The organism is Nocardioides endophyticus (assembly GCF_039543845.1).
GTDB classification, from domain to species: Bacteria; Actinomycetota; Actinomycetes; order Propionibacteriales; family Nocardioidaceae; genus Nocardioides; species Nocardioides endophyticus.
This window is the reverse complement of record NZ_BAABKN010000009.1, coordinates 293,128-317,941: the sequence shown is the minus strand read 5'-3', so window position 1 is coordinate 317,941 and position 24,814 is coordinate 293,128. Positions and strand designations below refer to the sequence as shown.

Below are 24,814 nucleotides of genomic sequence, written 5' to 3'. Positions count from 1 at the left end.
TCTGCCGCGATCAGTCCTCGACGAAGCCGATTCTCAGGTACTCCGCAGCGTAGGCACCGCTGAGGGACAGGTACGCGTAGCGAGCCACCTCGGTGGGTGCGTCCGCCGTGACGGTCTCCACCCGAACGCGGCGCTCGGCGGCCGCGGCGAGCAGCCGCCCGCGCTGCTCGCGCACCACGGCGTCCTCGGAGCCGTCGTCGAGGACCAGCAGCATCGGGCGCCGCTCCCCCGCGTCGTCGCCGAACGGGTCGTCGAAGACGTTGCGCTGCCGGGCCGCCTCGATGACGGGCAGGAGGTGCTCGGCGTCGCCGGCGAGAGCGGTGCGACCGGTGGAGCGGCGGATCGACTCCGCGACCCGTCGGGCGGCACGCGCCGCCAGCACCGAGCCGCCCCAGACCACCGGATTGGCGTCGGCGAGCGCGATCGCGAGCATCTTGGCGGGGTTGACCGCGAGGTCACGGTGCGGCGAACAGGCGATCGCCACTGCGTCGAGCGCCTCGGCGACCTGGTCGGCGTCCGCGCGCGGGCCGAGCGAGACCCGGTCGAGGTACTCGAGGAGCGCGACGGCCGTGGCCAGCTGGTCGCGGGCGGTCGTCGGCAGGATGGTGCTCCAGCGTCCGGCCGCGTGCTCGGCGACCATGGACGTCGGCGGGCAGGCGACCACGAGCTGGCAGCCTCGGCGTACGGCCTCGGCGACGGCGGACGCGGTGCCGGAGTCGGCGCCGTCGGGCGCGAGCACGACGACGAGGTCCAGGCTGCCGGCCCACCCCGGGAGTCCGGGTGCAGGCCAGGCGACGAACGGCACCGGGCACCACGGCTCGAGCACCGCACGCAGGAGCCGGGAGTCGGGTCCGGCGGCGATCACGGCCCGTGGCCGGCCGAGGTCCTCCGCGCGCGCCACCGCCTGGGCGGTGGCCTCCGCAGCTTCGCCGGACGTACGGCGCACCCGCGCGCCGGACTCAGCGAGCAGCCGGAGGACGTGGTCGTCGGCCTCGAGGACCGCGGCGTCGTCGAGACGCGACTCGTCGAACCAGGTGGCCATGGCGCAGTTCCCCAGGCCCTCAGGAGGGCTTGCGGGCCTCGTCGACGAGGAGCACCGGGATCCCGTCGCGGACGGGGTAGGCGAGTCCGCAGCCCTGGCAGACCAGCTCGTCCCCGACGACGGCGAGGTCGGCACGGCAGGCCGGGCAGACGATGATCTCGAGGAGGGCGGGGTCGAGGTCGGTCATCGGTCACTCCTGATCTGGGCGAGCACGGTGTCGCGGACGCGCACCATGGTCTCCTCGTCGCGGCCCTCGGCGTTGAGTCGGAGCAGCGGCTCGGTGTTGGACGGTCGGACGTTGAAGGACCAGTCGGCGTGGCTGACGGTGAGGCCGTCCAGCAGGTCGGTCGTGACGCCGTCCTGGGCGGCGTACGTCGCCTCGATCTCGGCCGACACGGCGGCCTGGTCGGCGACCTCGGAGTTGATCTCGCCGCTGAGCACGTAGCGGTCGAACTCCGCCAGCAGCGCCGACAGCGGGCGGTCGGTCTCGGCGAGCGCGGCCAGCGTGTGCAGCGCGGCGAGCATGCCGGAGTCGGCGCGCCAGAAGTCGCGGAAGTAGAAGTGGCCGCTGTGCTCGCCGCCGAAGATGGCGCCGGTCTCGGCCATCGTGGCCTTGATGTAGGAGTGTCCGACCCGGGTGCGCACCGGCTTGCCGCCGAGCTCGAGGACGATCTCGGGCACCGAGCGGCTGGTGATCAGGTTGTGGATCACGGTCGCGCCGGGCTCCTTGGCGAGCTCCCGCGAGGCGATCAGCGCGGTGAGCGTCGACGGTGACACGGCCTCGCCCCGCTCGTCGACGATGAAGCACCGGTCGGCGTCGCCGTCGAAGGCCAGGCCGATGTCGGCGCCCTCGGCGAGCACCCGCTTCTGGAGGTCGACCAGGTTGGCCGGCTCGATCGGGTTGGCCTCGTGGTGGGGGAAGCTGCCGTCGAGCTCGAAGTACATCGGGACCAGGTCGACCTGGTCGCCGAGGCGGCCGAAGACGGCGGGCGCGGTGTGCCCGGCCATGCCGTTGCCGGCGTCGGCGACGACCTTCAGGCGCCGACCCGTGACGGGGGCGAGGCTGAGCAGGTGCGCCGCGTACGCCTCGAGGACGTCGTGCTCGCTGATGCTGCCGGCCGGCCCGGCGACCGGCCGGGGCTCGGCGACCAAGTCGCGGATCTCGGCCAGCCCGGTCTCCATGCCGACCGGGGTCGCGTACGCACGGCACATCTTGATGCCGTTGTACTGCGCCGGGTTGTGGCTGGCCGTGAACATCGCGCCGGGGTGTCCGAGGTGCCCGGAGGCGAAGTAGAGCTGGTCGGTCGACGCCAGCCCGATCATGACGACGTCGGCACCGGCTTCGCTCGCGCCCTCGGCGAACGCGCCGGCCATGCCGGGCGAGCTCGGGCGCATGTCGTGGCCGACGACCACGGTCTCGGCGCCGACGACCTGGGCGAACGCGCGACCGGTCGCCCTGGCGAGGGCCTCGTCGATCTGGTCGGGGACGGTGCCGCGGACGTCGTACGCCTTGAAGACGGCGTGGAGGTTCGCGGGGTCGAGGGTGTCGGCCATGCCCCGGAGCCTAGTGGGGACGCGGCAGCGGCCTCACTGATGGTGGTCGAGCGAGTCGCGCGGCTGAGGAACGAAGCGACGATCGACGTGTGTCGAGACCGGGTGGTCCGCTCAGTCGGACGACAAGACCCGCAGGTGTCCACGCCTGGTGGTCTCGCGGCCGGTCTCCTCCGCGGGAGCGACCCGCAGCGGCGCGACCGGGCGGCCGGCCTCGCGGACCGCGTCGGCGAGGGCGAGCAGGTCGTCGCTCGACGGGCCCTCGGCGGCCGGGTCGCGCGCGAGCCTGAGGACCTCCCAGCCGCGGGGTGCCGAGAGCCGCTCGCTGTGCTCCGCGCACAGGTCGTAGGCATGGGGCTCGGCGTAGGTGGCCAACGGACCGAGCACCGCCGTCTGGTCCGCGTAGACGTAGGTCAACGTCGCGACCGCGGCTCGACCGCAGGCCGTTCGCGAACAGCGGCGGGCAGGACTCACGTCGCAGACGGTACCTCCGAACGACGACCGCGCCGATTAGGCTCGCGGCGTGGATGACGCGGGTACGTCGGGTGGTCTCGGCCGGCGGCGGATCAGGGACCGGCGTGGCCGCGGGATGCGGGGTCCGGCGGTCGCACCGACGGTGCCGGGGCGACCCGAGCGCCGCACCGGTCGCGAGCGCTTCGACGATCTGGCGCTCGGCATCGTCACAGAGATCGACCAGCGCTGGCAGGACCGGCTCGGCCTCGTCGAGTACGCCGTGGAGGACACCCCGCAGATCCCCGACGACTGGACGTCCGGCACCGTGCCGCTGTCGTCCCTGGTGCGCGGCACCGGCGCGACGCCGACGCGGCTGGTGCTCTTCCGCCGGCCGATCGAGCACCGCTGCGAGACCAGGACCGACCTCGAGGCGATGCTGCTGACGATCGTCGTGGAGCAGATCGCCGAGCTGCTCGGCATCGACGCCGAGGACGTCGATCCGCGCTACGAGAGCGACTAGTGGCGCGGGTGCGCGCGACACTAGGCCTTCAGGACAATCCGGGTCGCACGTGCGGGACCAGGCCGTTGCGCAGCGGGACGGTCAGCGACAGGACCGACGTACCGCCCGGGCTGCTGGTGACCACCGAGCCGGTGACCGTGGTCCGCGCCGGGGTGACGTCGAGCTGACGCGTCGCGGCCGGCACCCGGATGACCGCGCCGCGGTCGGGCACGACGTCGATGCTCGTCTCCTCGAGCTTCGAGCCGTCCGCGGCGCGCGCCACGACCGTCACCGTGCCGGCCGTGGCGGCGTCGCCGAGCACGACTCGGCGGGTGGCCGCCTGGCCACCTCGGTCCGGCAGCTCGGGCAGGAGCACGGTCGCCTGCGCGTCGATCGGCGTGCCGCCGGTCGTGACCGACAGGTCCCCGCGCACCACCGAGCGCACGGTCGCGGTGACCGGCCCGGACGCGGTCACCGAGACCCCGATCGCGCCCTCGGCGACCGCCTGGTCGACGACGGCCGTGACCGGCACCCGCACCACGCTCTGCGGAGGGACCCGGATCTCGTCGACGCCGTCCGGCGCGAAGACCGACTCGGTATCGACCACCCGGAGCCGGGCCCGGACCTCGTCGGTGCCCGGGTTCGCGATCGCCAGGGTGCGGCGCCCGGATCCCGGAGCGAGCCCGAGCAGCACGTTGTCCGTGGCCGGCTCGGCCTGGCCAGACAGCCAGTCCCGGGTGGCCGGGGCGGAGCCGACCCGGTCGACCTGGTCGAGCAGCGTCGAGCCGATCCGGCCGCGAGCGGTCACCACCTGGAGCGCGAGCTCGTCGGTCCGTGGGACCAGCGAGCTCAGGTCGAGCCGGATGCTGCTGCCACCCGGCACGGACACGCCGCGCAGCCGGGGAGCGTCGACCACGCCGTCGCGACCCAGGACCGTGACGTCGGCGACGGCGGTGCCGGAGTCCGGGTTGGTGAGCTCGAGGACCGAGCGGTGGCTCGCGCCCGCGCCGACGCCGGTGAACCACCGGACCGCGGCCGGCGACAGGCAACTGGAGACCGCCTCCTCGCCGTCGCTCGCCCGTCCCGCGACCAGGCCGGGAGCGGCGTCGCCCTCGCCCGAGACCGAGAGCGCGTCGCCGTCGTCGACGGTGGTGACGCGGCCCGACACCAGGTCGGCGTCCTGCGGGTCGTCGCCCAGGCCGACCGCGACCTGATCGTCGACGTCGTCGGACACCGTCGTCAGTGCGACCTCGGGTGAGTCGGGGAGGCCCGCGGGGCAGATCAGCGTCGCAGCGGTCAGGGTCGTCCTGGTCGGGGGGTACGTCGGGTCCGGCGGCGAGTCCGGCCGCACCAGCAGGAGCACGGCCGCGCTGAGCACCGGCAGCAGCACCGCGAGCACGGTCGTCAGGTTGACCCGATTGCGCCGCGTCGCCGTACGCCGACCGGCGCGCTTGCCGGGGGTCGGGGGCTGCGGCCGGGACTGGCTCATGGCGCGGACCGCCTCGGGTTGGTCGTCGGCAGGCAGAGCACGGCGACCACCACCACGCCAACACCCTGCACGACCAGCAGGAGGATGCGCAGCCACGATGCCGGCCCCTCCAGGGCCGCGGCATCGAGCGGTCGGTCGACCTGCCAGGCTCGCGTGGTGCGCTCCTCGGCGCTGGCCTGCACCAGGCCGGTGGTCGCGTCGAGCACCGCCGCCACGTCGCCGTCGGCAGGCGACGGCAGCACGACGTACTCGATGCCGCTGGCGCCGAGGGCGTCGACGAGCTCGGTGGTCGGCCGCGACACCAACGCGCGGACGTCGGCACTGAAGTCGGTGTCCTCCAAGGTGTGGTTGATGATCTCGTCCTCACCGAGGGTGACGCCGTCGCCGCGTCGGATCGTGTAGGTCAGCCCGTCCTCGACGGTGCCCCGGATCACCAGGATCCCGTGCTCCGGCCCCTCCTCGGAACTCTGGACCATGTAGACCGGGATGTCGGTGTCGATCCCGTCGGAGATCTCGGGTTCAGAGCCGAGCCACCACGCGAACCCGCCGATCGGCACCGCGGCGGCCACGACCAACAGGACTCCCGCGACGACCCGGCGCCACGGCACCTGCTCAGCGCCGAGTCCGACCGCGCCGATGGCGGCCGCGACGACGAGCGTGCCCTGGAGCACCACGACGAGGACGCCGAGACCGGCGTCGACGGTGACGGCGGCCAGGTCGAACGAGAGTGCGCCGAGCACGGCGGCCAGCACGCTGGTGACCAGTGCGACGACCCAGCAGACCAGCACCGGGATCCGGGTGGCGCGCGGGAGCAGGGCGAGGAGCGCGAGCACGGCGAGCACGAGGCCGAGCCACACCGGGGCGCCGAGCCCGTCGAGCCGCCCGCTCATCAGGTCGATCGTGTCGGTGGTCGGGGTGGGCAGCCGGCCGGTGTCGAGCAGCAGGCCTTCGGCGGCCGAGCGCTGGATCGCGGGGATCCACCATGGCGAGAGGAGGAGCGGCACGAGGCCGATCGCGGCAGCGGGCGGGCCCCAGACCGAACGGTCTCGGATCGCGCCGCGCACCACCAGGGCAGCCGCTGCGACGACGACAAGGCCGAGGACCGCGGCGAGCACCCACAGCACCGGCGCGAACGCCGCGGCGAGGGCCAGCAGCAGACCGACGCGCCACGCGGCACGCCAGCGCCGGTCGGCGGCGGGGTCGGCGAAGCCGAGCGCCGCGTGCGCGAGCCACGGCAGGATCGCGGACACGACGACGAGGCCCAGCCGGCCACCGCCCCAGGCGCCGCAGACGACCGGGACCAGGCTCCACGTCGTCGCTCCCCACAGCAGCACCCACCGTGAGGCACCGGTGAAGACGACCAGACGCCCGACCACCCGCAGGAACCGCCAGGCGCCCCACAGCGAGATCGGCACCGCGGCGACGAAGACGACCGAGACCGCCGCCGACGTGCTGCCGCCGAGCAGGGTCGCGAGCAGCGCCATCGGCAGGACGTACGCCGGGGCCGGCACCGCCGTACCGGTGCCGAGCGGATGCCAGGTCTCCACCTGGAGCCGCCACCAGTCCCCGGCGCCGGCCGGGACCGGGGACAGGTCGCCGCCGGCGATCGAGCCGTACGCCGTGCGCGCGGCGACCAGCGCGGCCACCACGACGAGGGTGAGCAGCAGGGCGACCGGGTTGGTGAGGAAGCGGGCGAGGATGCCGGTGTCGGCGCCGAGCGTGTCCTCGTCGTCCGAGCTCGGCCGCGGGGCGTAGCTCGCCGGCGCCCGCTCGGCCGCGGCGGCACGCCGACGCTCGGCGACGTCCTGTGCCTGGTTGGTCGCGGCCGCCACCAGGTCACCGACGAAGTCCAGCCCGTGTCGGTAGGGCACCCACCAGGGTGAGAGCAGTGGTCCGGCGCGGTCCAGGTCGGCCCGCGGCTGCTCACGGCGCGCCTGGCGCGCAGCGCGGACCTGGCCGGGGTGGGTGTAGAGCGACAGCAGGGCGGCGAGCTCGTCGAGCGCCTCCCCCACCGACCGGACGACCAGGAAGCCGAGCATCCGCAGCAGCGTGCCGAAGGCGAGGCGCACCACCAGCCACGGCAGCTTCCGGCCGGGGGCGTTCGCCAGCAGCGTGTAGAGGGCGGCGCGGCGCTCCTGGTAGTGGGTGTGCCGACCCGTCAGCGACGTACGCCGGGCACCGCGGTGTGCCGCCTCGGCGTGGAAGACGACCGCGTCGGGGACCACCGAGGTCGCGTGACCGGCGGCCGCGGCGCGCCACCCGAAGTCGATGTCGTTGCCGAAGATCGGGAGCTGGGGGTCGAAGCCGCCGAGCGCCTCCAGGACGGTCCGCCGCACCAGCATGCCGGCGGTGTTGACCGCGAGCACCCGGCGTACTTCGTCGTGCTGGCCCTGATCGTACTCGCCGCGCTCCAGGCCCGTCTCGCGGCGGCCGGTGCCGCTGATGGTGATGCCGAGCTCGAGGAGGCGCTTGAGCGAGGGCCACTCGCGAAGCTTCGGGCCGAGGATGTCGACGTCGGGGTCGGCGGCCGCCGCGGCGAGGAGCGCGGCCAGGGCGCCGGGGTCGGGGTTCGCGTCGTCGTGGAGGATCCAGATCCACTCGGGCGCCTCGCCGCGGTCCCGCAGCCGCTCGAGACCGAGCTCGACCGCGGCCGGGAACGAGGTCGAGCCGGGTGCGCGCAGGACGTCGCCGAACGCGGTCTGGAGCAGGTCGGCGCTGTCGTCCTTGCTGCCGGTGTCGACGGCGACCACGGTGGACAGCGGCGCCCGTTGCGCCCGGATCCCGTCGATGACCGTGGGCAGCCAGCGTCGGCCGTCATGACTGACGAGCAGAGCAGCGACGGAGGGAACCACGATCCCGAACCCTAACGGCCAGGTGATGGCCGCCCGGATTCGGCGGTGGTCCTCTCCGTCGCTGCTCTGGCTCTCGACAGTCTCAGCTGTGGATCAGACTGCGCGCTTCTTCAGCTTGCGACGCTCCCGCTCGGAGAGACCGCCCCAGATGCCGAAGCGCTCGTCGTTCATCAACGCGGACTCGAGGCACTCGTCGCGCACCTCGCACGTGAGGCAGACCTTCTTGGCCTCCCTCGTGGATCCTCCCTTTTCAGGGAAGAACGCTTCGGGGTCAGTCTGTGCGCACAGCGCACGGTCCTGCCAACCCGCTTCCTCGGCGTCCCCGTCGAGGAGAAAAAGTTCTCTCACGGCACTCGCCCTTTCGACCCGGTATTGCTCCCACATCCGCGTCGTCCCGCAGCACGGCCCCTGGAAGATTGGTCCGGCCTCACCGCGTGGAAAACGTGAACGACACTGTGGGAATTACATGCCTGTCGTACCCCGAAAGTCAACCCCGCATCTGCTATGGCGTCCCGCTCGCGCCAGACAGGTCGAGGCGGCGCTCGGCGCTCATCGGTCGTGCGGCAAGGTATCTACATGCAGAACATCACCGTGCTGTCGGGGGGCATGGGCGGCGCCCGCTTCCTCCAGGGTCTCCTCCACGGCATCGCCGAGGGCCTCCTGCCCGGCGTGGCGACGGACGCCCGGGTGACCGTCGTCGCCAACACGGCCGACGACATCTGGGTCCACGGCCTGAAGGTCTGCCCCGACCTCGACACGGTCATGTACACGCTCGGCGACGGCATCGATCCCGACCGCGGGTGGGGCCGGCGCGAGGAGACGTGGAGCACCAAGGACGAGCTCGCGGCGTACGGCGTGGAGCCGACCTGGTTCGGCCTCGGCGACCGCGACATCGCGACCCACCTGGTCCGCACCCAGATGCTCGACGCCGGCTACCCGCTGTCGGACGTGACGAGCGCGCTCTGCCAGCGCTGGCTCACGCCGGCGTACGGCGACGCGGTGCGCCTGCTGCCGATGACCGACGACCGAGTCGAGACCCACGTCGCGATCGCCGACCCCGAGTCGCCGAGCGGACGGCGGGTCGTGCACTTCCAGGAGTACTGGGTGCGGCTGCGCGCCCAGGTCCCGGCGGAGACCGTGGTCGTCGTCGGGCTCGAGGAGTCGTCCCCCGGCCCGGGTGTCATCGACGCCCTCACCGACGCCGACCTGGTCGTGGTCCCGCCGTCCAACCCGGTCGTCTCGATCGGCACGATCCTGGGTGTCCCCCGGGTCCGTGAGGCGCTCGTCGCCACGAAGGCGCCGGTCGTGGGCCTGTCCCCGATCATCGGCGGCACCCACGTGCGCGGCATGGCCGATCAGATGCTGACCTCGATCGGGGTCGAGGTGAGCGCCGCCGGAGTCGGGCTGCACTACGGGTCGCGCGCCGACGGCGGCGTGCTCGACGGCTGGCTCGTGGACCAGGTCGACGCCGACCAGGTGGCGCGGGTCGAGGCCGGAGGACTCCCCTGCCGCGCCGTACCGCTGATGATGATCGACCCCGCCGCCACGGCCGCGATGGCGGCGGCGGCGGTGGAGCTGGTCGTCCGATGAGTCGCCTCGAGATCACGGCGCCCGACGGCACGCCTGAGGTCGAGCCGGGCGACGACCTGGTCGCGATCGTGCTGCTGATGACATCGCTCGCCGACGGCGACGTGCTGGTGGTGACCAGCAAGGTGGTCAGCAAGGCCGAGGGCCGGATTCGCCGCGGGACCCGCGAGGACGCGCTGCCCGGCGAGACGGCGCGGGTGGTCGCACGCCGCGGCGAGACCACCATCGTCCGCAACCACCTGGGACTGACCATGGCCGCCGCGGGCATCGACAACTCCAACGTGCCGCAGGGCCAGATCGTGCTGCTCCCGGCGGACCCGGACGACTCGGCCCGCAAGCTGCGCGACGGGATCCGCGAGCATGGCGGCGTCAACGTGGCCGTCATCGTCAGCGACACCGCGGGCCGGGCCTGGCGCGAGGGCCAGACCGACATCGCCATCGGTGCGGCCGGTCTCGTCGTCGCCGAGGACTACGCCGGGCGGACCGACGCCCACGGCAACGAGCTCGCCGTCACCCTCCCGGCGGTCGCGGACGAGCTGGCCGGAGCCGCCGAGCTCGCCACGGGCAAGCTCGGCGGCCGCCCGTTCGCGGTCGTGCGCGGCCGTGCCGACCTGGTGCTGCCGGTCGGCGAGCACGGCCGGGGCGCCGTTTCGCTCGTGCGCCCGGACGGCGCCGACCTCTTCGGATACGGCGCGCGCGAGGCCGTCGTACGCGCCCTGCGAGCGGCGCCTGCGGACCAGCGACCGTTCGGTGCGCCCGCCGCTCCGGCCGAGCTCACCACCGCCGTCCGCGACGTGGTCGGTCTGGTCCCCTCCCACACGGGGGCCAGCGACGGGGCGCTCATGGTGACCTGCCCTCGCGGCTTGATCCGGCCGCTGACCGCACTGACGTTCGCGTACGGCTGGACGGTCACCTCGACCGACCACCCCAACGAACTGCGGCTACGGCCTGCGTCTGTGTGACACCCACCCGTAGACTCTGCCGTCGACCCGACCCATCGCGATCGCATCGCCCCGCACGACCGAGGAACATGACGTGGCCAAGCCCGCCAAGACCGACCGCAAGGCGGTCATCGAAGAGATGCGCAAGAAGCAGAAGAGTGCCGACCGGCGACGCGGGACCGTGATCGTGACGGTGTGCGTCCTGGCCGCGCTCGGCATCATCGCCGCAGCCGTGGTGCCGATCCTCCTCGACAAGCGTGAGGACTCGAAGCTCGACGGCGTCGCGCTGGACAAGATCGGGTCCGCGGCGTCGTCCTGCGAGAAGATCACGACCAAGCCGGCCGACGGCAACCAGCAGCACGTGCCGGTCAACACCCCGGTCGACTACCCCGACGCACCGCCGGCCTTCGGCGCGCACTGGAACCAGCAGGGCGTCGCCCCGGCAGCGTTCTCGCGCAAGTTCTACACCGCAGACGACCGCCCGCCCCTCGAGGCGCTCGTGCACAACCTCGAGCACGGCTACACGATCCTCTGGTACGACGACACCATCGCCGACGACCCGAAGGCGCTCGACGACGTCGAGGCGATTGCCCGCAAGTTCTCCGGCAGCGACGACCTCCGCGACAAGTTCATCGCGGCGCCGTGGACGTCCGACGACGAGAACGGCGCCAAGATCCCCGACGGCAAGCACGTCGCGTTCACGCACTGGTCGGCAGGCGGCACCGGCGAGACCGACACCACGAAGCAGGTCGGCGTGTTCCAGTACTGCTCCGGGGTGAGCGGCGAGGCCCTGAGCACGTTCATGGACGAGTACCCCTACACCGACTCGCCCGAGCCCGCGGCCATGTGAGCACCCCTTAGCCGAGCTTGCTCGGGTAAGACCCGGGTGCCAGGTTGAGGAGCGTCGGCACGCACCGCGCGCCAGCGCGAGGTGTGCGACGCGTCTCGAAACCAGAGGAGTCAGGTCAGATCTGACCTACCGCTCTCCTTGAGTGCCGCGACGACCTGCTTAACCTCCTGGGCGCGTGCCCGGGTCGTCACGAGCAGCGCGTCCGGGGTGTCCACGACGACCACGTCGTCCAGGCCCACGACGGCCACGACCCTGCCGCTGCCGGGCACCACCAGCCCGGTGCTGTCGACACCGAGCACCGAGCCGGCGTCACCGAGCACCGAGACCGGGATCCCGGTCTGGTCCAAGAGCGTGGCGAGGGCGTCGAAGTCGCCGATGTCCTCCCAGTGGAACGACGACGGCACGACCGCGACCCGGCCAGCGTCAGCGGCGGGCTCCGCGACCGCATGGTCGAGGGCGATCTTCGGCAGCGCCGGCCACAGCTCGTCGAGCCGGTCCGGATCGGCCGCGATCGCGCGCAGGGTCTGTGCGAACTCGGGGTGCCAGCGCCGGAGGAGGTCCAGCAGCACGCTCGGGCGTACGACGAACATGCCCGCGTTCCAGCGGTAGCGGCCGGTCTCGAGGTAGGCCTCGGCCGTGGCGACCGACGGCTTCTCGACGAACTCCGCGACCACAGCCGCGCCGGGGTGAGCAGCGAGCGGCTCGCCGACGTGGACGTAGCCGAACGCCGAGGACGGGAAGGTCGGCTCGATGCCGAGGGTGACCAGCCAGTCGTCGCGGGCGACCTCGACGGCGCGCCGTACGGCCTCCGCGAAGAGCTCGGGGTCGGTGATCACGTGGTCGGCGGCGAAGGAGCCCATCACGGCGTCCGGGTCGGACCGCTCGAGCAGAGCGGCGGCCAGGCCGATCGCGGCCATCGAGTCGCGGGCCGACGGCTCGGCGATCACCGAGTCCGGGCCGAGCTCGCTCAGCTGGCCGAGCACCGCCTCGCGGTGGGCCTGGCCGGTGATGACGACGACGCGTTCGTCGGCCAACGGGGCCAGCCGGTCATAGGTCTCCTGGAGGAGGGTCCGACCCTCGCCACGCAGGTCGTGCAGGAACTTGGGGGCCGAGGAGCGCGACAGCGGCCAGAGGCGAGTGCCCGCGCCACCGGCGGGGATCGCGGCCCAGAAGTGGTCGATCGAAGACATGGTGGGACCCTAGGGCGTGACGACCTTCAGCGACGTGCTGGCGCGCCAGCTGCGGACGGATCCCGGCCGACCACTCGTGACCTTCTACGACGAGGCGACAGGTGAGCGCGTCGAGCTGTCCGCGACGACCTATGCCAACTGGGTCGCGAAGACCGCGTCGCTGCTCACCGAGGAGCACGATCTCGAGCGAGGGCAGCGCCTCGCCATCGACCTGCCCACGCACTGGCTCGGGCCCGTCTTCCTGGGAGCCGCCTGGACCGTCGGGCTGGTCGTCGTCGGGCCCGACGACGAGGCGGACGCCGTCGTCTGCGGCCCGGACTCGCTGGATCGGTGGGCGGCGTACGCCGGGGACCGGCCGGTGCTGGCCTGCTCGCTGCTGCCGCTCGGCGTACGGTTCGCCGAGCCGGTGCCGGCCGACGTGCACGACGTCGGCATCGAGGTCTGGTCCCAGCCCGATGCGTTCGTGTCCTACGACCCGCCCGGCGCGGAGGACCCCGCGACGGCCGGCGAGTACGGCGACCACACTCACGCCGAGACGTGGAGAGCGGCCGCCGTCGGACGCCTCTTGTCCGACGGCGGCCGCCTTCTCTCGGAGGCGAACCCGGCTTCCCCACCGGGGCTCGCCTCCTTCACCGAGCCGCTCGCACGCGGCGGCTCGCTGGTGCTGGTCGTCCACTCCGAACCGGAGCGGCTCGCTGCGACGTACGTCGCGGAGCGCGCCACGGCTCGCTTCCCTTGAGGGCGAGCAGCACCACGTCTAGCCGGGGCCCTGGCCGGCCCTAGCCGGCCAGGTCGTAGACCCCCATCCCCTGGGCGAGGAACCGCGGCTTCCCGAATCCGGACGGAGAGCCCGGCAGCAGGAAGAGCTTGCCGTTCGACTTCTTGCGCACCACCAGGTCGGCGTGGCCGGTCAGCCCGATGTCGCTGATGCCGATCACCCAGTCGTACGGCGTCAGGTCGACGCCGAGCGCACGCTTGCTGGTGAGACCGCCCGGCCCGTTGCCGACGTACAGAGTCGCCTTCCCGCCCTTGCGGAAGACCGTGTCGGGGGCGCCGTCGGCGTTCCAACGCCCGACCGCTATCTGGGCCGTGGCGCTGACCGCGCCGCGCGCGACGTAGCTGGCCTTCAGCCCGCCCAGCCCGTTGCCGGGGTAGATCTGGACCGCGCCGCCCGCCGGCTGGCCCGTCAGGTCCGGCCAGCCGTCGCCGGTCATGTCGCCGACGGCGGCCAGCAGGCCCACCCCCGAGAAGCCGGTCCCGATGACCAGCGGCGCTGCGAAGTGACCGGTACCGTCGCCGCGACGCAGCTCCAGCTGGCCGTCCGCGGTGCGGGTGATGATGTCGCCGTGGCCGTCGCGGTCCCAGTCACCGGCGTTCAGCAGCGCAGTGGCCGTGGGGATCATGACGCCGGAGGCGATCGGCGTCCGGATCTCGGTGCCGCCGTAGTTGCCGAGCACCGACACCGTGCCGCCGGAGCTGCGCACCAGCACGTCAGGCGTCGCGTCGCGGACCAGCTGACCCACGCCGACGACCGGGCCGGCCTTGGTGGCGGCCACCGGGCCGAGCTTCTGCCCGAACCTGCCGTTGCCGCGGGACGGCAGCACGAAGCCGTAGCCGTTGGCCCGCTTGCGCACGAAGAGATCGGGGCGCCCGTCGCCGGTGAAGTCGCCCAGACCGCTGATCGAGGAGTACGACCTCCAGGCCCCGGGCAGCGCCACCGCCTTGCGGAACCGGCCCTTGCCGTTGCCGGCGTGCATCCAGAGCTTCCCGGAGGTGTCGCGGGCCAGCAGGTCGGCCCGTCCGTCGCCATTGACGTCGCCGATGCTCGTGAGCAGGTTGTACCTCCCCCAGGCAGCGGACAGCCGCCGTACGGCGAATCCTCCGCCGCTCTTGCCCAGCAGGACGTCGAGGCGACCGGTCGACGGGACGCGGGCGACCAGGTCGTTGCGACCGTCGCGGTTGACGTCTCCGATCGCCGTGAGCAGGTTGTGACCCCTGAGCCGTCCGATCTTGCTGACCGGGGCGCCGAACGTGCCGACGCCGGTGCCGGGACGCACCTTGGCCGCCCCCTTGGTCGGCTGCACGATGAGGTCGGGGATGCCGTCGCCGGTCAGGTCGGGCGACACGACCGTGCGGTCCTTCGCGGCCAGCCCGGTGGCGGCCGCGACCGGGCCGGCGAGGTTGGTCAGCCCTCCGGTGGGGATCACGTACACCTGACCGTCGCTGATCCGTCGTGCGACCAGGTCGGGGTGCGGGGTCGACGCGATGTCGGACTCGAGCTCACGCCCGGACCACCCGCGCTGCGCCTGGGCCGCCAGGTTCCGGATGTCCGCCAGCCGCGCGTAGAGGTACTTGCCCGGGCACGCCGTCGCGGCCGCGTCACGGTGGCCGTTGATCGCCGGGAACGCCTTCTTGCCGACCTGCTGGTTGGTGGAGGCGGCATCGACACCGTGCAGGGAGAGCTTCCAGGCGAACAGCGCGCCGTACGCCTCGATCATCGCGCTCGACGGCTGCTTGATGTCGTAGTTGCCGATCGCCGACATCGCGAACGAGTAGTCGTTGTAGTTCAGTGTGTGAGCGCCGACCACCGGGCGGTCGACGCCGCCGGCCCGCCCCTCCCAGATGCGCCCGAACCGGTCGACCAGGAAGTTGTAGCCGATGTCCGACCAGCCCCGGCTCTCGGTGTGGTACGCGTAGATGCTGCGCAGGATGCCCGGCACCTCTTCGCGCGTGTAGTCGTTGGCGTTGACCGTGTGGTGGACGAAGCCGGCGTGCACCTCGAAGTAGTGCAGCGAGCTCTTGTCACGCATGCTCTCGTCGGCCCCCCACTGCGCACGCGAGTAGATCTGCGGCTTCGGGGTGAAGGTCGCGGCCTGCAGGGCGATCTGGTCGGAGCCGTCGTCACCGGCGCCCGGCTCGGTCTCGAGAGTGCCGTCGGTCTCCGGGGTGCCACCCGTCGCCGGCGGGGTCGTGGGTGTGGCGGACTCCGTGCCGTTCGTGTCCAGAGCCGGCCGCTCGACGGCGGTCTTGGTCGCGACGCCGGGGTCGATGACCGCGAGCTTCAGGTCGGGCGGCAGGTCGCCGGTCGTCGACTCGACTTGGACCTGGACGTCGTCGACGTCGCCCACCAGCAGGGCGTCGGTGCCGGGACGTGCGTGCCGGGCCTCCGCGGTGCCCGGGTCGGGACCATGGTCGTCGTGGTACTCGAGGTCCATCCAGCCCGACCAGGTGCCACCGGTCCGGGTGCGCACCTGCAGCGCGATGTCGTCCTCGGGGACCTTGGTCCCGTGCTCCCACGTCACGCCGACGGCGCCGTACCCCTCGACCGGTTCGGGGACGCTGGTGACCGCAGCCTCGGTCGAGTGCTGGGCTGCGAGCATGTCCGCCTTGGTGCGGGCGCCCCGCGGCGCCGTGGAGGACGCCGTCAGGTCGTACTCGGTGACGTCGGGGTCCACGACCTCGTCCGGCACTCTCGAGGTGCGGCCGGACTCGCGGACGTAGGCGCTGAGGTCGGCGGCGAGCCCGCTCGCGGCGGTCTCGCCGGGGCGGTCGTGCACGACATCGAGGCTGATGACGCTCGCCGCAGGGGTGAGCACAGCGATCACGAGCCCGAGCGCCAACAGCTGCTGGCAGGCCGTGACAAAACGGATCTTGCTGGGTGGCATGAGGCATTACTCCAGTGCGGGGGAAGGTCACACAGTGAGCAACTTTCACACGCGTCACAGGAGTCACGAAAGGTCTCGTGAGTAACTACAAACATGTAATTTCCACTCGACACGCCGATGAATCTTGGATTTGTCAATCAATTACAGGCGTGTAATTTCGCCAGAGGTCGGCGCACATCGCCCCTCGCACGGGGTCACCGCGTTGCCTGCGGACCGTGGGCGCGCCGAGTCGGGAGGGAAAACTACCGCCGACTCGGCGGCTATCTAGCTCCGCTTCGCTGCGCTAGATGTCTGCCCCGAGCTCGTCGTCCTCTTGCTCGAGCTCTTCTTGGGTCTCGTTGCCGGTGTCGTACTTGACGTACTTGATCCCGGCGGCGACGCCACCGTCGAAGCCGAGCTTGCCCTTCTCGAGCACGATGACGCGGTCGCACATCTTGCGCACGGAGCCGGCCGCGTGGCTGACGTAGACCAGTGTCCGGCCGCTCTGGCGGATCTCCTGCATCTTCTCCAGGCACTTCGTCTTGAAGGGCTTGTCCCCCACCGCCAGCACCTCGTCGGCGAGGAAGATGTCGGAGTCGACGTGGATCGCGACCGAGAAGCCCAGCCGCGAGCTCATGCCCGACGAGTAGTGACCCACCGGGGAGTCGAGGAACTTGCCGAGCTCGGCGAACTCGGCGATGTCATCGAACTTGCGACGGGTCTCGGCCTCGGTCATGCCGAGGACGGCGGCGTTGAGGAAGATGTTGTCGCGGCCGGTGAGCTGCGGGTGGAACCCGGCCCCGGTCGCGATCAGGCCGGCGATCCGGCCTCGAGTCTGGACGGCCCCGCCCTCGGGCCGCATCACGCCGTTGATCAGCTTGAGGAGCGTGCTCTTGCCGGAGCCGTTGAGGCCCATCAGCCCCACCGACTCCCCCTGCTCGATCGTGAAGGAGACGTCGTCGACGGCCTTGAAGGTGTCGCTGATGTCTTGGCGCTTCAGGGCCGCGACGGTCATCTGCTTGAACGTGCGGTGGTAGCGCAGGGTGAAGGTCTTCGTCGCGTGGTCGACGACGATCGATTCGCTGCCGCTCATCAGAGGCGCTCCGGGATCTTGTTCTCGAGCCGTGAGAAGACGAGCTGGCCGATGCCAAGCAGGATCACGGACATCAGCACCGCGAGCCCTGAGAAGGCCCACAGGTTGGCGGGCAGGTGCTTGGCCGCCGTCACCGCCGGGTCGTCGGTCGTGCCGACCCAGAACGCCTGCTGGAACAGCAGCACCGCGTCGGCGACCGGGTTGAGGAGGTAGTACTGGGCGAAGTCACCGAAGCGGTCCTGCACCATCGTGTACGGGTAGATCATCGGTACGCCGAAGCGGACGAAGTTCGTCATGATCTGGCCGACGTTCGAGACGTCCCTGAAGAAGACGTTGGCGGCGCTGAACAGCAGCGCCATCGCCGTGCCGGACACCATGATGATGATCAGCGCGGTCACCAGCGCGGCCATCCCGACGAGCGTCGGCGTCCAGCCGAGCAGCACGCAGGCGATCACCATGATCACCACCTGCGGCACCACGTGGTAGCCGGAGACCAGCATCGACGCGACCGGGAACATCTCCCGCGGCATCGCCATCTTCTGCACGAGCGCCTTGTTGCGCACGATGGACCGCGTGCCCGCGTTGAAGGTCTCGTTGAAGAAGTGGACGATGATGATGCCGCAGAACATGTGGATGGCGAAGTTCTCCACGTCCTCGTGGAGGTTGAAGAGCACGCCCATCACGACGTAGTAGATGAAGAACTGGCTCAGCGGGTTGATGTAGGACCAGAGCAGACCCAGGACGGAGCCCTGGTAGCGCGCGGAGATCTCGCGGTGTACCAGCAGCTTCAGCAGGTAGCGCCGGCGGAAGACCTCGAGCAGGCCCGTGCCCGCCGCGGGCGACCGCAGCGGTGCGTCCACGTGGCGGATCTCGCGCGGAGCGGCCGCACGAGCGGGTTCCGTCACGTCAGTCATCGGCCGCCTCTACATCGGTCCACGGTCGGAAGGTCTCCTCCCACGCCTGCGGCGAGGTGATCTCGGGCAGCTTGGAGCGGTACTCCGCAGCGAGCTCCGGCCAGCGGCGGTAGAGCTTGAGATGCAGGTCGGTGATCCGCTTCACCAGGTCGCGGAAGAGCTCCGGGTCCCGAGTGTAGAGCGCCGCCGACGTCTGGTCGGGCATCGAGACGATGGCCGAGTCGTGGCGGGCGAGGCGGTACCACTTCGCGTCCATGGCGGCGACCTCCGCCTCCGGGAACTCCCGCGACAGCGGCCGCGGCTTGCGCAGCTGGCGCAGCGGCAGCAACCCGGCGGTGATGATCTGGGCGCGCTTGCTGGGCACCTCGAGCTCGCTGTGACCGCGCCGCGACGGCTTGGCCCTGCGCACGGGCGGGAAGGCGTCGGGGTCGGGGTTGAGCTGCGCGTCGGCGTACTGCTTGCGCAGCGTGTTGACCTCGCCGAGCCGGGTCGGGAGCTGGGCGTGCAGCCCGTCGGGGCCGGCCAGGACGTCCTCCATCGCGAGCTGGCGCAGCTCGACCGTGGAGTACTGCATCGACACCAGGTGGGCGATCGTGTGGTTGAGGCTCTCGCGGATCAGCCGGCCGCCGTGGGGGTACGGCGAGTGCAGCAGCGCGGCGATCATCCGGTTGCGCTGGTGGAAGTAGGCCTGCCAGTCGAGGGCGTCGTTCTTGTCGGTCCACGGGACGTGCCACACGGCGGCACCGGGGAAGGTCACCGTCGGGTAGCCGGCGGCCTTGGCGCGGACGCCGAACTCGCTGTCGTCCCACTTGATGAAGAGCGGCAGCGACAACCCGACGTCCTCGAGCACCTGGCGCGGGATCAGGCACATGAACCAGCCGTTGAAGTCCACGTCGACCCGGCGATGCAGCCAGCGCGTCGAGCGGAGGTTGCGCGCCGCGAAGTCCCACTCGGGCAGCACGTGCTCGGGCGACATCCACCACCAGCGCCACGACTGGATGATCTCGCCGAAGCTGTGCAGGCGCGAGCGCGAGTAGAGGCTGAACATGTGGCCACCGACGATCGTCGGCCGACGAGCCAGGTCGCCGAAGGTGACCGCGCGCAGGATGCCCTCCGGCTCGCAGACGACGTCGTCGTCCATGCAGAGGACGTACGTCGACACGGCGGCCTTCACGGCCTCCAGCTGTCCGCGCGCGTAGCCGCCGGAGCCGCCGAGGTTGCCCTGCTCGATGATGCGGAGCTTGCCCTGCACGGCCTTCTCGGCGGCCGGGAACTCCGGGGAGTCGACGACCTTCTGGGTCCCCTGCTCCATGACGAGCACCTCGTCGAGCAGGCTCAGCACGAGGGGGTCCTCGCCGAGCTGGCCGACCAGCTTGGCGCAGAAGTCCGGACGGTTCATGGTCGTGATCGCGACCGTGACGCTGCCGGACTCGGCGCGATCGGCGGGGACCTCGGCGTCCCAGGTCGCCGTCACGACGGCGTCCTGGTCCCCTGCGGTCACGTCGTACCAGTACCAACCACCGTCGGCGAACGGCCGCAGCGGCAGCACGAACTCGAAGGAACCGCTGGCGTCGTCCCCGCCCTCGACCTGGCGCGAGTCGACGCGCTGCGAGCGGCCGTTGGCCATCGAGCGGTAGACGGTGACGCTGGCACCGGTGCCGGTGAGGTCGACGGTCAGGCGAACCTCGTCGACGATGCTCCACCGCCGCCAGTACGACGCGGGGAACGCGTTGAAGTAGCTGCCGAACGAGAGCCGTTCACCCTGCTCGATGCGGATCGCGTGCCGATCGACGATCTGGTCGGGATGCACCGTCGTGCCGGAGCTCACCGACTGGCGCAGCGACGCCTTGTTGAGCTCCTTGGCGCCCTTGTCACCGCCGACGTTGTACTTGTCGGCGTCCAGTACGGCGGGGTCGGGGTCGACGTACAGCGGGAGCACGTCGAGGTCGCGGTCGGCGGGCATGATCTGGCGCTGCAGTACGCGGCGTACGGTCTGGCTCATTCGTCGACCCCTCCACTCGTGAGCGGCGCACCTTCGGCGAAGTGCGGCCGCAGCTTGTTGTCGAACATGGAGAGCGCCGAGCCGATGGCCATGTGCATGTCGAGGTACTTGTAGGTGCCCAGGCGGCCACCGAAGAGCACCATCGGCTCCTGCTTGGCGAGCTCGCGGTACTTGAGCAGCTTCGCTCGATCGTCGGCGGTGTTGACCGGGTAGTAGGGCTCGTCGCCCTCCTCGGCGAAGCGCGAGTACTCGTGCACGACGATGGTCTTGCCCGGCAGGTAGGTGCGCTCCGGGTGGAGGTGCTTGAACTCCAGCGTCCGGGTGTAGGGCAGGTCCTCGTCGTTGGCGTTGACCACGCCGGTGCCCTGGTAGTCGTCGATGTCGATGGTCTCGCGCTCCAGGTCGATGGTCCGCCAGGACAGGCTTCCCTCGGCATTGCCGAAGTACTCGTCGACCGGGCCGGTGTAGACGATCGGGACCTTGCCCTTGAAGTCATCGACACGGAATCGATCGGTATTTGCGAAGAAGTCGGTGTCGAGACGGATCTCGATGTTGGGGTGGTCGGCCATCCGCTCCAGCCAGGCGGTGTAGCCGTCGACCGGGAGGCCCTCGTAGGTGTCGTTGAAGTAGCGGTTGTCGAACGTGTAGCGCACCGGCAGCCGCGTGATGATGTCGGCCGACAGCTCCTTCGGGTCGGTCTGCCACTGCTTGGCGGTGTAGCCCTTGACGAACGCCTCGTAGAGCGGCCGCCCGATCAGGCTGATCGCCTTCTCCTCGAGGTTGGTCGCGTCTGCCGTGGCGATCTCGCTGGCCTGCTCCGCGATCAGCGCTCGCGCCTCGTCGGGGGTGTGGCTCTTGCCGAAGAACTGGTTGATCAGCCCGAGGTTCATCGGGAACGAGTAGACCTGTCCCTGGTACTTCGCGAAGACCCGGTGCTGGTATCCCGTGAAGTCCGTGAACCGGTTGACGTAGTCCCACACCTTCTTGTTGGAGGTGTGGAAGAGGTGCGTCCCGTAGACGTGCACCTCGATGCCCGTCTCTTCGTCGAACTCGCTGTAGGCGTTGCCCCCGAGGTGGTGGCGGCGCTCGAGCACGAGGACCTTCAGGCCCAGCTCGGTGGCGCAACGCTCGGCGATCGTGAGGCCGAAGAAGCCAGAACCGACGACGACCAGATCGGGGCCGGACTCTGCCCGCTCTCGGGCCTGGGAATGGGGGGCTGACACGGTTGGTCAGTCTACGGATCTGGTGGGTACGTCACCCATTCCACGCGCGTCGCGCATGGCCCGGATCACATTGCCCGCCTCAGCCCGTCCACCGCGCAGCGGGCTGAGCAGCACCACCACCGCGGTGATCAGCCAGGGCCTGAGGCGGACCAGCACGTTCTCGCCGTACCTCAGGTGCACCACGAAGAGGTTGCGGTACATGTAGTAGCCCTTCCACCCGCTCAGGTCGTGCTGCTGGTTGAAGTCGAGCTGCCGCACGAGGACCGCGTCGCGGACCGCCCAGATCCGGTAGCCGGCCCGCCGGGCGCGGACGGCGAAGTCGACGTCGTCGTAGAAGATGAAGTACGACGGGTCGGGAAGCCCGATCGCGTCCACGACGGTGCGCCGGACCATGAAGCCCTCGAACGCCACGTTCTCCACCTCGACCAGGTCGGGCATCCGGTCTCGGCTGCCGAAGTCGGTCTCCACCATCGCCTTCTTGGGCCGGATCGACAGCGGGTTGCGCAGGTCGAAGCGGGTGGCGGCCTTCTCGACCAACCGGCCGGCCGTGTCCTCGCGGACCGCCATCAGGCAGTCCTCGTCGCGCGCCATCAGCACGGTCAGGCAGTCGGGAGCGGGGATGACGTCGTCGTCCATCAGCCAGATCCGGTCGAAGCCGCCGTGGTACGCCGTACGCACGCCGAGGTGGAAGCCGCCGGCACCGCCGAGGTTGTCCTCGGTGCGGATGACCTGCAGCCCCGGGTTGGCCGCTGCCGCGAGCACCCCCGGCGTGTGGTCGGAGCTCGCGTTGTCCACGACGATCACGGCGTCGGGCAGCCGTTCGAGCGCGGCCAGGCCGACCAGCATCCGCTCCAGCAGGTCGGCGCGGTTGTAGGTGACCACGACGACGGCGACGGTCTCGGCGCTCATCGCAGGTACCTCCGGTGGCCGGTGAAGTCGCCGCGCAGGCCGTCGTACATGGCCCGCAGGCTCATGCCGAGGCGCCGGGGGCTCGGGCGGGTGAACGTGTAGAACCACACGGTCTTCGCGACGAACGCCAGTGCGTGCGGCCACCCCCGGTACTCGCGCAGGTTGAGCAGGTTGTTGCGCGCCATGCAGTAGTGCTTGAGATCGCTCGGGCTGTGGTTGTACGTCGTGCGCCCGAACATCATCGGGGTGCCCAGGCTGCCCACCGCGGGGTGTCGGACCTGCGCGTCGACGACGGTCGCGATCCGGGCGCCGGCGGCCTCGGCACGCAGGCGGTACTCGTGGTCGTCGCCCCAGATGAAGTACTCGGCGCGGGGCAGGCCGATCCGCTCGACCAGCTCACGGGTCACGAGGACGCCGTTGAACGGGATGACGATGTCGTCGAGCCGGCCCGCCGTCGCCGCCCGCTGCACGTCGGCCAGCTGGTGCACGACACGGGTGCCGCCCGGGAGCCGGATCGGGAAGACCAGCTGGCGGAGGTCGGCCTCGTCCACGACGAGCGGGCCCCAGAAGTCGAGATCGGGCTCCTCGAGCAGCCGGGGGAGACAGCCGGCGTCGGGCAGGCCGTCGTCGTCCATTAGCCAGACCAGGTCGGCGCCCCGCTCGACCGCCCACGCCAGGCCGTCGTGGAAGCCGCGCGCGCCGCCGCCGTTCTCGTCCAGCGTCCGAGCGTGCACACGTCCGCCCAGACCGGCCAGCCACCCCCCCGTGCCGTCGGTCGAGGCGTTGTCGACCACCAGGATCTCGGCCAGCTCCGGGACCTGCTCGAGACGCTCCAGCAAGGCGCGGAGCAGGCCGATCCGGTTGAACGTGACGACCACGGCAGCAATGCGGGGGGCGTCGGGGGGCACGGCGTACACCCTAGAGAACGGCGTACGGCGAAGGTGATTCGAGACCACCGATGGTCGAGCAGGGAGGCGCGCCAGCGCCAAGCGTCGTCGAGACCCCCGCACCGACGCACTGCCGTCACCACCGGACACCGGCGTACGGCGACCACCACCAGCTACTAACAGGCGCTGCCGAGGTCGTCGGCCTCGTTGGCGGCGTACCCGGTGCTCAGGGAGCCCACCGAGCCGCCGGTGACGGTCTCGGCCTGCTCGCCGGCGGGCTTCTTCGGCTTGGTGCCCTTCGCCGGGGCCTTGCCCTCGGCCCGGTCGATCGCCTGGGTGACCTTGCGCTTGATCAGCTTGATGTCGGGATCGGCGGTGTTGATCATCGGCGGCACCAGCGACAGCGTGGAGACCTTCTGGCCGCGTGCCTCGAGAGCGAGCTGGACGAACCGGGAGAACTCACCGGCCGGGATGTTGGTCGACACCATCGCCGAGCTGGCGTCGGCGATGTCCGCGAAGTTGCGTACGGCGGTCTGCGGGCTGATCTGCTGGAGCATCGCGCCCATCACGCACTTCTGCCGGGCCATCCGCGAGTAGTCGTCGGAGTCGTCGCGCGCCCGGGAGAACCAGAGGGTGTCGTGCCCGTCCAGTTTGCGTACGCCGGGCTCGATGTAGCCCGTGACGTCGGACCCGAGGCCTCCGACCGGGATCGGCTGGCGCACGTTGAGGGTCACGCCGCCAACGGCGTCGACGAGGTCGGTGAAGCCGCGCATGTTCACCATCGCCCAGTAGTTGATCTTCAGGCCGGTGATGCCCTCGATCGCCTCGACCGTGGCGTCCACCCCGGGGTTGTCGGAGTCGGGGAAGAGCTCGGTGTTGTCGCCCGCCCAGGTGCTCACGCCGTTGAGGTAGTCGGCGTCGAACCCGTCGGGGAACTGCTCGCGCATGACGGAGCCCTTGGCGAACGGGAAGTTCTTCATGTTGCGCGGCAGCGAGATCAGCACGGTCCGGCCGGTGTCGGCATCGATGCTGGCGACCGTCATCGAGTCCGGCCGCAGACCCCAGCGATCGGCGCCGGAGTCGCCGCCGAGCAGCAGCACGTTGTAGCGACCGTCGTGGGCGTCGGACACCGCGCCGTTCCCCGACATGGCGAGGATGAACCCGCGCTGGACGCCGACCAGGTGGGCGCCGAAGAGCAGGGACGCGGCGATCGACAGGCAGAGCACGCCGTTGACGCCGATCGCGGCGCGACGGTGCGCCATGTTGAGCGTCAGGGGCTGACCGAGCCTCCAGGCGTCGATGAAGAGGAACGCCCACCCGATCGCCAGTCCGGTCAGGAGCAGCCGCAGCCAGAGCAGCGCGGCGGTGTCGAACGCGAGCCGGAAGAAGAGGCCGTGCCAGAACACTCCGGCCACCGCGGTCACGAGGAGCGTCAGCAGGAGCACGGCCCAGATCCGCAGTGCGATCAGGCCGACCTTCCGGTTGCCGGCGACCAGCTGCGCTGAGCCCGGCAGCACGAGCGTCATCAGCATCAGGGCGACGGCCCGGCGGAACCGTACGCGAGCCGCGCGCTCACCGGGAGTGAAGCGCGAGGCTTGCGACTCGGGGGAAGGTGCGGGCGGCATCGAGATGCCTCTCTCGAGTACGTCGTACGGGGAAGGATGGTGCCCCGTCAGTATCACCAGTCA

Annotated in this window: 21 protein-coding genes; 5 read left to right on the top strand and 16 right to left on the bottom strand. The window is 71.1% G+C overall.

Annotated features, from left to right (window positions below):
* Window positions 1-10: 10 nt before the first annotated feature.
* The 4 genes from ABEA33_RS07555 to ABEA33_RS07540 all read right to left on the bottom strand — a co-directional run bounded on the left by ABEA33_RS07555 (window position 11) and on the right by ABEA33_RS07540 (window position 3,067).
* The gene (locus ABEA33_RS07555; protein ID WP_345526121.1) at window positions 11-1,042 is read right to left on the bottom strand and encodes an SIS domain-containing protein; all 1,032 of its coding nucleotides are present in this window, start codon (window positions 1,040-1,042) and stop codon (window positions 11-13) included.
* Between the two features lie 19 nt (window positions 1,043-1,061).
* A complete protein-coding gene (locus tag ABEA33_RS07550) occupies window positions 1,062-1,229 on the bottom strand; it encodes a Trm112 family protein (protein ID WP_345526120.1) in 168 nt (55 codons plus the stop codon).
* Complete coding sequence (locus ABEA33_RS07545) at window positions 1,226-2,596, bottom strand: phosphomannomutase/phosphoglucomutase (RefSeq protein ID WP_345526119.1); 1,371 nt, start codon at window positions 2,594-2,596, stop codon at window positions 1,226-1,228. The genes ABEA33_RS07550 and ABEA33_RS07545 overlap by 4 nt, the downstream gene beginning before the upstream one ends.
* Window positions 2,597-2,707: 111 nt before the next feature.
* Window positions 2,708-3,067, bottom strand: coding sequence for a DUF3499 domain-containing protein (locus tag ABEA33_RS07540; protein ID WP_345526118.1), 360 nt, complete (start codon window positions 3,065-3,067; stop codon window positions 2,708-2,710).
* Window positions 3,068-3,116: 49 nt separating this feature from the next.
* On the opposite strand from ABEA33_RS07540, the gene ABEA33_RS07535 reads away from it, so the two are divergent.
* Entirely contained in the window at window positions 3,117-3,566 is a 450-nt protein-coding gene (locus tag ABEA33_RS07535) for a metallopeptidase family protein (RefSeq protein ID WP_345526117.1), read from the top strand.
* Window positions 3,567-3,594: 28 nt separating this feature from the next.
* Here the strand turns inward: ABEA33_RS07535 and ABEA33_RS07530 are convergent, their stop codons facing one another.
* The 3 genes from ABEA33_RS07530 to ABEA33_RS07520 all read right to left on the bottom strand — a co-directional run bounded on the left by ABEA33_RS07530 (window position 3,595) and on the right by ABEA33_RS07520 (window position 8,270).
* Window positions 3,595-5,034: a DUF5719 family protein gene (locus tag ABEA33_RS07530; RefSeq protein ID WP_345526116.1), complete on the bottom strand. Its 1,440-nt coding sequence runs from the start codon at window positions 5,032-5,034 to the stop codon at window positions 3,595-3,597.
* Entirely contained in the window at window positions 5,031-7,886 is a 2,856-nt protein-coding gene (locus tag ABEA33_RS07525; RefSeq protein WP_345526115.1) for a glycosyltransferase, read from the bottom strand. The genes ABEA33_RS07530 and ABEA33_RS07525 overlap by 4 nt, the downstream gene beginning before the upstream one ends.
* Before the next feature lie 93 nt (window positions 7,887-7,979).
* On the bottom strand, window positions 7,980-8,270 hold the full coding sequence (locus ABEA33_RS07520; protein ID WP_345175629.1) for a WhiB family transcriptional regulator: 291 nt from the start codon (window positions 8,268-8,270) through the stop codon (window positions 7,980-7,982).
* A 192-nt stretch (window positions 8,271-8,462) separates the two neighbouring features.
* On the opposite strand from ABEA33_RS07520, the gene cofD reads away from it, so the two are divergent.
* The 3 genes from cofD (at window position 8,463) to ABEA33_RS07505 (ending at window position 11,264) form a co-directional block, all read left to right on the top strand.
* Entirely contained in the window at window positions 8,463-9,476 is a 1,014-nt protein-coding gene (gene cofD / locus ABEA33_RS07515; RefSeq protein WP_345526114.1) for a 2-phospho-L-lactate transferase, read from the top strand.
* Window positions 9,473-10,435 carry a coenzyme F420-0:L-glutamate ligase gene (locus tag ABEA33_RS07510; protein ID WP_345526113.1) on the top strand — a complete coding sequence of 321 codons (963 nt, stop codon included), beginning with the start codon at window positions 9,473-9,475 and terminating at the stop codon, window positions 10,433-10,435. Before cofD ends, ABEA33_RS07510 begins: the two co-directional genes overlap by 4 nt.
* 73 nt (window positions 10,436-10,508) lie before the next feature.
* The gene (locus tag ABEA33_RS07505; protein ID WP_345526112.1) at window positions 10,509-11,264 is read left to right on the top strand and encodes a DUF3105 domain-containing protein; all 756 of its coding nucleotides are present in this window, start codon (window positions 10,509-10,511) and stop codon (window positions 11,262-11,264) included.
* A 110-nt stretch (window positions 11,265-11,374) separates the two neighbouring features.
* Here ABEA33_RS07505 and ABEA33_RS07500 read toward each other — a convergent pair whose 3' ends face one another.
* A complete protein-coding gene (locus ABEA33_RS07500) occupies window positions 11,375-12,454 on the bottom strand; it encodes a mannose-1-phosphate guanylyltransferase (protein ID WP_345526111.1) in 1,080 nt (359 codons plus the stop codon).
* Between the two features lie 16 nt (window positions 12,455-12,470).
* On the opposite strand from ABEA33_RS07500, the gene ABEA33_RS07495 reads away from it, so the two are divergent.
* The gene (locus ABEA33_RS07495; RefSeq protein ID WP_345526110.1) at window positions 12,471-13,193 is read left to right on the top strand and encodes a TIGR03089 family protein; all 723 of its coding nucleotides are present in this window, start codon (window positions 12,471-12,473) and stop codon (window positions 13,191-13,193) included.
* A 40-nt stretch (window positions 13,194-13,233) separates the two neighbouring features.
* Here the strand turns inward: ABEA33_RS07495 and ABEA33_RS07490 are convergent, their stop codons facing one another.
* The 8 genes from ABEA33_RS07490 to ABEA33_RS07455 form a co-directional block, all read right to left on the bottom strand.
* Window positions 13,234-16,119 carry an FG-GAP-like repeat-containing protein gene (locus ABEA33_RS07490; RefSeq protein ID WP_345526109.1) on the bottom strand — a complete coding sequence of 962 codons (2,886 nt, stop codon included), beginning with the start codon at window positions 16,117-16,119 and terminating at the stop codon, window positions 13,234-13,236.
* A 283-nt stretch (window positions 16,120-16,402) separates the two neighbouring features.
* Entirely contained in the window at window positions 16,403-17,191 is a 789-nt protein-coding gene (locus ABEA33_RS07485; RefSeq protein WP_345526108.1) for an ABC transporter ATP-binding protein, read from the bottom strand.
* The gene (locus ABEA33_RS07480) at window positions 17,191-18,105 is read right to left on the bottom strand and encodes an ABC transporter permease (protein ID WP_345526107.1); all 915 of its coding nucleotides are present in this window, start codon (window positions 18,103-18,105) and stop codon (window positions 17,191-17,193) included. Before ABEA33_RS07480 ends, ABEA33_RS07485 begins: the two co-directional genes overlap by 1 nt.
* A complete protein-coding gene (locus ABEA33_RS07475) occupies window positions 18,098-20,107 on the bottom strand; it encodes a glycosyltransferase (protein ID WP_345526106.1) in 2,010 nt (669 codons plus the stop codon). Before ABEA33_RS07475 ends, ABEA33_RS07480 begins: the two co-directional genes overlap by 8 nt.
* Window positions 20,104-21,330 (bottom strand): UDP-galactopyranose mutase, encoded by a 1,227-nt coding sequence (gene glf, locus ABEA33_RS07470; RefSeq protein ID WP_345526105.1) that lies wholly within the window; start codon window positions 21,328-21,330, stop codon window positions 20,104-20,106. Before glf ends, ABEA33_RS07475 begins: the two co-directional genes overlap by 4 nt.
* A gap of 6 nt (window positions 21,331-21,336) precedes the next feature.
* Entirely contained in the window at window positions 21,337-22,239 is a 903-nt protein-coding gene (locus ABEA33_RS07465) for a glycosyltransferase family 2 protein (RefSeq protein WP_345526104.1), read from the bottom strand.
* Window positions 22,236-23,147, bottom strand: a complete 912-nt coding sequence (locus ABEA33_RS07460; protein WP_345526103.1) for a glycosyltransferase — start codon at window positions 23,145-23,147, stop codon at window positions 22,236-22,238. The genes ABEA33_RS07465 and ABEA33_RS07460 overlap by 4 nt, the downstream gene beginning before the upstream one ends.
* A 155-nt stretch (window positions 23,148-23,302) precedes the next feature.
* The gene (locus ABEA33_RS07455) at window positions 23,303-24,751 is read right to left on the bottom strand and encodes an LCP family protein (RefSeq protein WP_345526102.1); all 1,449 of its coding nucleotides are present in this window, start codon (window positions 24,749-24,751) and stop codon (window positions 23,303-23,305) included.
* Between the last annotated feature and the right edge of the window lie 63 nt (window positions 24,752-24,814).

What these genes read in the sequence shown, in the direction of transcription:
- ABEA33_RS07455 (WP_345526102.1), bottom strand. Translation starts at nt 24,751, where the DNA reads ATGCCGCCCGCACCTTCCCCCGAGTCGCAAGCCTCGCGCTTCACTCCC.
- ABEA33_RS07485 (WP_345526108.1), bottom strand. Translation starts at nt 17,191, where the DNA reads ATGAGCGGCAGCGAATCGATCGTCGTCGACCACGCGACGAAGACCTTC.
- ABEA33_RS07550 (WP_345526120.1), bottom strand. Translation starts at nt 1,229, where the DNA reads ATGACCGACCTCGACCCCGCCCTCCTCGAGATCATCGTCTGCCCGGCC.
- ABEA33_RS07480 (WP_345526107.1), bottom strand. Translation starts at nt 18,105, where the DNA reads ATGACTGACGTGACGGAACCCGCTCGTGCGGCCGCTCCGCGCGAGATC.
- ABEA33_RS07555 (WP_345526121.1), bottom strand. Translation starts at nt 1,042, where the DNA reads ATGGCCACCTGGTTCGACGAGTCGCGTCTCGACGACGCCGCGGTCCTC.
- ABEA33_RS07490 (WP_345526109.1), bottom strand. Translation starts at nt 16,119, where the DNA reads ATGCCACCCAGCAAGATCCGTTTTGTCACGGCCTGCCAGCAGCTGTTG.
- cofD (WP_345526114.1), top strand. Translation starts at nt 8,463, where the DNA reads ATGCAGAACATCACCGTGCTGTCGGGGGGCATGGGCGGCGCCCGCTTC.
- ABEA33_RS07545 (WP_345526119.1), bottom strand. Translation starts at nt 2,596, where the DNA reads ATGGCCGACACCCTCGACCCCGCGAACCTCCACGCCGTCTTCAAGGCG.
- ABEA33_RS07465 (WP_345526104.1), bottom strand. Translation starts at nt 22,239, where the DNA reads ATGAGCGCCGAGACCGTCGCCGTCGTCGTGGTCACCTACAACCGCGCC.
- ABEA33_RS07510 (WP_345526113.1), top strand. Translation starts at nt 9,473, where the DNA reads ATGAGTCGCCTCGAGATCACGGCGCCCGACGGCACGCCTGAGGTCGAG.
- ABEA33_RS07500 (WP_345526111.1), bottom strand. Translation starts at nt 12,454, where the DNA reads ATGTCTTCGATCGACCACTTCTGGGCCGCGATCCCCGCCGGTGGCGCG.
- ABEA33_RS07475 (WP_345526106.1), bottom strand. Translation starts at nt 20,107, where the DNA reads ATGAGCCAGACCGTACGCCGCGTACTGCAGCGCCAGATCATGCCCGCC.
- ABEA33_RS07530 (WP_345526116.1), bottom strand. Translation starts at nt 5,034, where the DNA reads ATGAGCCAGTCCCGGCCGCAGCCCCCGACCCCCGGCAAGCGCGCCGGT.
- ABEA33_RS07520 (WP_345175629.1), bottom strand. Translation starts at nt 8,270, where the DNA reads ATGTGGGAGCAATACCGGGTCGAAAGGGCGAGTGCCGTGAGAGAACTT.